The organism is Pseudomonas juntendi (assembly GCF_009932375.1).
In the GTDB taxonomy this organism is placed as follows: Bacteria; Pseudomonadota; Gammaproteobacteria; order Pseudomonadales; family Pseudomonadaceae; genus Aquipseudomonas; species Aquipseudomonas juntendi.
In genome coordinates this window covers 1-5,641 of sequence record NZ_BLJG01000217.1, presented here as the reverse complement: position 1 = coordinate 5,641, position 5,641 = coordinate 1, and the positions used below count along the sequence as shown (strand labels likewise).

6 protein-coding genes are annotated in these 5,641 nt (G+C 60.7%); 3 read left to right on the top strand and 3 right to left on the bottom strand.

Annotated elements, in window-relative coordinates; genetic code table 11:
* Positions 1 to 58: 58 nt before the first annotated feature.
* Both GYA94_RS22340 and hslO read right to left on the bottom strand, forming a co-directional pair.
* The gene (locus GYA94_RS22340) at positions 59 to 1,600 is read right to left on the bottom strand and encodes a phosphoenolpyruvate carboxykinase (protein ID WP_161893125.1); all 1,542 of its coding nucleotides are present in this window, start codon (positions 1,598 to 1,600) and stop codon (positions 59 to 61) included.
* 179 nt (positions 1,601 to 1,779) lie between these two features.
* On the bottom strand, positions 1,780 to 2,679 hold the full coding sequence (gene hslO / locus GYA94_RS22335) for an Hsp33 family molecular chaperone HslO (RefSeq protein WP_161893124.1): 900 nt from the start codon (positions 2,677 to 2,679) through the stop codon (positions 1,780 to 1,782).
* Positions 2,680 to 2,788: 109 nt separating this feature from the next.
* On the opposite strand from hslO, the gene GYA94_RS22330 reads away from it, so the two are divergent.
* A complete protein-coding gene (locus GYA94_RS22330) occupies positions 2,789 to 3,583 on the top strand; it encodes a phosphatase PAP2 family protein (RefSeq protein WP_009681237.1) in 795 nt (264 codons plus the stop codon).
* An 83-nt stretch (positions 3,584 to 3,666) separates the two neighbouring features.
* Here the strand turns inward: GYA94_RS22330 and GYA94_RS22325 are convergent, their stop codons facing one another.
* Positions 3,667 to 4,068: an RNA-binding S4 domain-containing protein gene (locus GYA94_RS22325; protein WP_054913217.1), complete on the bottom strand. Its 402-nt coding sequence runs from the start codon at positions 4,066 to 4,068 to the stop codon at positions 3,667 to 3,669.
* A gap of 109 nt (positions 4,069 to 4,177) precedes the next feature.
* On the opposite strand from GYA94_RS22325, the gene rimB reads away from it, so the two are divergent.
* Together rimB and rimK are read left to right on the top strand one after the other, a co-directional pair.
* Positions 4,178 to 4,660 carry a retropepsin-like aspartic endopeptidase RimB gene (rimB, locus tag GYA94_RS22320; protein WP_161893123.1) on the top strand — a complete coding sequence of 161 codons (483 nt, stop codon included), beginning with the start codon at positions 4,178 to 4,180 and terminating at the stop codon, positions 4,658 to 4,660.
* A complete protein-coding gene (rimK, locus tag GYA94_RS22315) occupies positions 4,657 to 5,562 on the top strand; it encodes a 30S ribosomal protein S6--L-glutamate ligase (RefSeq protein ID WP_009681234.1) in 906 nt (301 codons plus the stop codon). The genes rimB and rimK overlap by 4 nt, the downstream gene beginning before the upstream one ends.
* The last annotated feature ends 79 nt before the right edge of the window (positions 5,563 to 5,641 follow it).

Below are 5,641 nucleotides of genomic sequence, written 5' to 3'. Positions count from 1 at the left end.
GGCGCACAACAAAAAAGCCGCCAATGCTGGCGGCTTTCTCATTGCGGCTGGTTGCAGCTTACAGCTGCGGACCAGCGGCCTTGATGGCGTCGGAAACTTCAAACTTCTTGAAGTTCTCGATGAACAGCTTGGCCAGGCCTTTGGCGGCCTCGTCGTAGGCAGCTTTGTCAGCCCAGTTGGTACGCGGGTTGAGCAGTTCGGTATCAACGCCTGGGACGGCCTTCGGTACGTCCAGGTTGATGATGTCCAGGTGCTCGGTTTCGGCACCGACCAGCGCGCCGCTCTGGATGGCAGCGATCACCGCGCGGGTGGTCGGAATGCTGAAGCGCTTGCCAACGCCGTAGCCACCACCGGTCCAGCCGGTGTTCACCAGGTAGACCTTGGAGTTGAAGCCGTTGATACGCTTGATCAGCAGCTCGGCGTACTCGCCAGCCGGGCGTGGGAAGAACGGTGCGCCGAAGCAGGTCGAGAAGGTCGACTTGATGCCGCCGCCCGAGCCCATTTCGGTGGAACCGACCAGCGCGGTGTAACCGGACAGGAAGTGGTAGGCAGCCTGTTCGTTGTTCAGGATCGACACCGGAGGCAGAACACCGGTCAGGTCGCAGGTCAGGAAGATCACTGCATTTGGCTCACCGCCCAGGTTCTTTTCCGAACGCTTGGCAACGTGCTCCAGAGGGTAGGCCGCACGGCTGTTCTGGGTCAGGCTAACATCGGTGTAATCAGCGTGCTTGTTGGCGTCGAGAACGACGTTTTCCAGCACAGCACCGTGCTTGATGGCTTTCCAGATGACCGGCTCGTTCTTCTCGGACAGGTCGATGCACTTGGCATAGCAGCCGCCTTCGATGTTGAAGACAACGCCTTCGCCCCAACCGTGCTCGTCGTCACCGATCAGGTAACGGCTTTCGTCGGCCGACAGGGTGGTTTTGCCGGTGCCGGACAGGCCGAAGAACAGGGTTACATCGCCTGCTTCGCCGATGTTGGCGGCGCAGTGCATTGGCAGCACGTCGGCAGCCGGCAGCAGGAAGTTCTGCACCGAGAACATGGCTTTCTTCATTTCACCGGCGTAGCGCATGCCGGCGATCAGCACTTTCTTCTGCGCGAAGTTGATGATCACGCAACCGTCGGAGTTGGTGCCATCACGCTCAGGTACGCACTCGAAGTTGGCCACGTTGAGCACCTGCCACTCGTCGCGACCCGCCGGGTTGTACTGCTCAGGGTTGATGAACAGGCAACGGCCGAACAGGTTCTGCCAGGCAGTCTGGGTGGTCATTTTCACCGGCAGGTAGTGCTCGGCGGCAGCCCCTACGTGAACGTAGGAAACGAAGTGATCCTGGGCGTTGTTGAACGCCTCGACGCGGTCCCACAGGGCATCGAACTTGTCGGCCGGGAACTTGCGGTTGATCGGGCCCCAGGCGATGGCGTCCTGGGTGGAAGGCTCTTCGACGATGAAACGGTCAGCCGGCGAACGGCCAGTACGGTGACCGGTCTCCACGACCAGCGCGCCGGTATCGGCTAGTACACCTTCACCGCGTTGCAGCGCTTCTTTTACCAGCTCATCGACGCTCAGGTCGGTGTACACGGTGTTATTGGCTTGCGTCATGAGATACCCCATCCGGCCCGAGGCCGAGTGCTCCAAACGTTTTGTAGTTGTTCCGAAAAAACTACTACAGCGAAAAAAGTGGCCGGATTATGCCAGAAAAGCCCAAAAAAAGTAGGCCCCTCCTGTCAGAACTGCGTTTTTGCGCAATTCGACAGGAGATTTTCCTGAGCTTAAACGTTTCAGTGGCGAGTTTCTGAGGCTACGTCCGTGCCGCCGCCGGCAAACAGTTGCGCCACATCGCTGGCGTCGAAGAAATAGCGCTGGTTGCAGAACTGGCAATCGATCTCTACCTGCCCACCGCACTCTTGCACCAGAGCCTTGGCGTCATGCTCACCCAGGCTGACCAGGGCATTGCCGGAACGTTCGCGTGAGCAGCTGCATTTGAAGCGCAGCGGCTGTTCATCGAACAGGCGCACGGCATCTTCGTGGTACAGGCGGTGCAGCAGGGTTTCATTGGCTTCTGCCCACTCTTGCGACTTGAGGGTCTGGGCCAGGGCAACCACGTGCTGCCAGCTGTCTTCGCGCTCTTCGTCGTCCGGCTGGCGATCGCGTGGCAGTTGCTGTAGCAGCAGGCCGCGCGCCTTGCCAGCTTCGGCATTCAGCCAGAACCGCGTGTTCAACTGCTGGGACTGAACGAAGTAGTTGGTGAAGCACTCCGAGAGGTTGGCACCATCGAGGTCGACGGTCCCCTGATAACGCTGGCCCTTGACCGGGTCGATGGTCAGGGTCAGGTGGCCGTCGGGCATCAGCTGCGCCAGGCTGGCGTCGGCCGGGATCTGATCCGCCTCGTATCGGGCCATGCCGCGGATATCACGGTCACCGGAGCACTCGACCATCAGCAGCGGGATCGGCCCGGCGGAACGCGCCTGCAGTATCAGCAGGCCGTCGAACTTCAAGGCACCGACCAGCAAAGCGGTGGCGGCCATCAGCTCGCCGAGCAGGGTTTGCACCGGCTGTGGGTATTCATGACGCGCCAGCACTGCAGCGTAGCTGTCATCGAGAGACACCCACTCGCCGCGCACATCGCGCTCGTCGAAGATGAAACGTTGGGTGAAATCTTTTTCTGGCAAGTCGCTCATGGTTGTCTGGCTATCTGAAAATGATGACAAAATAATGAAAGGGAATCAGTAATCCCATCGCAGAGCGCCTTCAGGCGCTCGTTTCCCTTATAGGAGATAGAGGTATCTTATGGATAATCGACCACTGTTCCAAGCAAGGTGGTCCTGGGGACCGCTGGCAGCCTGCACGCTGCTGCCGATCGCTCTACTGTGTTTCTGGTTATGGCCTTTTGGCCAGATCCTGTGCCTGACTTTCGACGAGTGGCTGTTCCACAGCCTCAATGCACCGTTGGCTGACAACACCACCTGGCGCTATATCTGGACCGTGGGCAGCATGCGCCCGTTCGACATCGTGGTCGGCCTGATCCTGCTGGCACTGCTGATTCGCGGTGATTGGGTGTTCAAGGCAGCGCAGGTTCGCCAGGCGTTTTTCGGCTTTCTGGTCACGCTGCTTCTCTTAGTGGTGATTCGCGCGCTGTTTTCCAAGTGGGTGGATGCCGCGGGCTGGCAACACAAGAGCCCCTCGATGATGTTCGACGACGTGGTGCACCTGAGCGACTACTACCCCCACCTGGAAGCCAAGTGGGAGCTGAAGGACCGCTCCAGCAAGAGTTTCCCCGGCGACCACGCCTCGGTGTTGTTGATCTGGGCATTGTTCATGAGCGTGTTCAGCCGCCGCCTGATGCAGTTCGTGGTGATCTGGGCGCTGGCGGTGCTGTTCATGCTGCCGCGCCTGGTGGCCGGCGCGCACTGGGGGCAAGATGACTACATCGGCGGGTTGCTGATGGCAGTGCTGGCGTTGGGCTGGAGCTACTACACGCCGTTGGCGGCCAAGGGTAGCGCGGCACTGATGCGCTGGACGGCGCCGTTGTTCTCGATTGCTGCGAAATTGCCGTTGGTCGGGCGGTTGGCGGTAGTCCGCTAGACCCCTGGGGGCTGCTGCACAGCCCATCGCGACACGAGGCCGCTCCTACAGCACTGCCTGCACCCTTGTAGAAGCGGCCTCGGCTATTCGAAGTTCCCATGCAGCTGGTGAATCTGCCGCCGCTGCTTCTTGTTCGGCCGGCCATCGGTAGTTACTCCCATCGCCCCTGCCTTGCGCATTTCGGCTGCCTGCTCCCTGCGCCGCACACTCTCTTCGGTCTCTTCGTACAGCGTCTGCGCCTCGGGCGCCCCACGCCGCACCACCGACAACGCCTTCACCACCACGGTGCGCTCATCGAAGCCGGTACGCAGCACGAATTCGTCGCCCACGCGCGGCTCCTTGCCCGGCTTGCAACGCTCGCCCCGGCAATGCACCTTGCCGCTCTCGATCGCGGCCTTGGCCAACGCCCGCGTCTTGTAGAAACGAGCCGCCCACAGCCATTTGTCCAGGCGCACCTTATCGTCGTCTTCGGCTTTTTGTGCCATTGCGTTACCTCGGATTCTGTCTTTCATCGAACTGTACTACCTTCACTTACGGATGCAAAAAGTCCCCGCCGTGCTTACAGTTCACCACCTCATTCGCAGGGTGTGCTTAGTGAAGAAATTTGACCATTTGACTGTGATCGGCCTGCGTGAGTGGGTCGCCTTGCCCGACCTCGGTGTGGCCGGGCTGCGCGCCAAGATCGACACCGGCGCCAGCACCTCCAGCCTGCACGCCACCGATATCGAACCCTTCGAGCGTAATGGCCAACCCTGGGTGCGCTTCACCGCGCACCTGGGCACGGTAGTGCAGTTGCGCCATCGCCGCTGCGAAGCACCTTTGGTGAACAGAAAGATCATCCGCAGCTCTAACGGGCATGCCCAGACCCGTTATGTCATTCGCACGCCACTGGCGTTGGGTGACCGTGTGTGGGAGGTCGAATTCACCCTGGCCTGCCGCAAGAGCATGCGCTACCGCCTGCTGCTCGGCTCGAAGGCCCTGGTGCAGGGCCAGCTGGTGGTCAACCCAGGCGTAAAGTACGTGCAAGACAAACCGGCCTTCCCGGCCACCCTTTCCCCTGTCACAGGTGCTGCATGAAGATCGCTGTGCTGTCGCGCAATCCGCGTCTGTATTCCACCCGCCGCCTGGTCGAAGCCGGTACTCAGCGTGGCCACGAAATGGTGGTGATCGATACTTTGCGGGCCTACATGAACATTGCCAGCCACAAGCCGCAGATCCACTACCGCGGCAAGCCGCTGGAAGGTTTCGATGCCGTGATCCCGCGTATTGGCGCCTCGGTAACCTTCTACGGCTGTGCGGTGCTGCGCCAGTTCGAAATGATGGGCGTGTACCCGCTCAACGAGTCGGTGGCTATCGCCCGCTCGCGCGACAAGTTGCGCTCGCTGCAGCTGTTGTCACGGCGCGGTATTGGCCTGCCGATCACCGGTTTCGCCCACTCGCCCGACGATATTCCCGACCTGATCCGCATGGTCAACGGTGCCCCCCTGGTGATCAAGGTGCTGGAAGGCACGCAGGGTATCGGCGTGGTGCTGTGCGAAACCCCGCAGGCAGCCGAGTCGGTGATCGAGGCGTTCATGGGCCTGAAGCAGAACATCATGGTGCAGGAGTACATCAAGGAGGCCGGCGGTGCGGACATCCGCTGCTTCGTGGTGGGGGACAAGGTGATTGCCTCGATGAAGCGCCAGGCCAAGCCCGGTGAGTTTCGTTCCAATCTGCACCGTGGCGGGGTCGCCAGCCTGATCAAGATCACCCCCGAAGAGCGCATCACCGCGATTCGCGCAGCCAAGGTGATGGGTTTGAGTGTCGCGGGCGTGGATATCCTGCGCTCCAACCATGGGCCGTTGGTGATGGAGGTGAACTCATCGCCAGGCCTGGAAGGCATTGAAGTGACCACTGGCAAGAACGTGGCCGGGATGATCATCGAGCACCTGGAGAAGAATGGCGGGCCGAATCAGACCCGGACCAAAGGGAAAGGCTGATTCACCCGGCCCTAGCGCCGGCAAGCCCACAGGTACTGCACATTTTCAGACCCTGTGCATGACCTGTGGGAGATTCTAT

Bases quoted from the DNA above. Each gene is read 5' to 3' on its own strand.
- GYA94_RS22340 (WP_161893125.1), bottom strand. From the start codon at position 1,600: ATGACGCAAGCCAATAACACCGTGTACACCGACCTGAGCGTCGATGAG.
- hslO (WP_161893124.1), bottom strand. From the start codon at position 2,679: ATGAGCGACTTGCCAGAAAAAGATTTCACCCAACGTTTCATCTTCGAC.
- GYA94_RS22330 (WP_009681237.1), top strand. From the start codon at position 2,789: ATGGATAATCGACCACTGTTCCAAGCAAGGTGGTCCTGGGGACCGCTG.
- GYA94_RS22325 (WP_054913217.1), bottom strand. From the start codon at position 4,068: ATGGCACAAAAAGCCGAAGACGACGATAAGGTGCGCCTGGACAAATGG.
- rimK (WP_009681234.1), top strand. From the start codon at position 4,657: ATGAAGATCGCTGTGCTGTCGCGCAATCCGCGTCTGTATTCCACCCGC.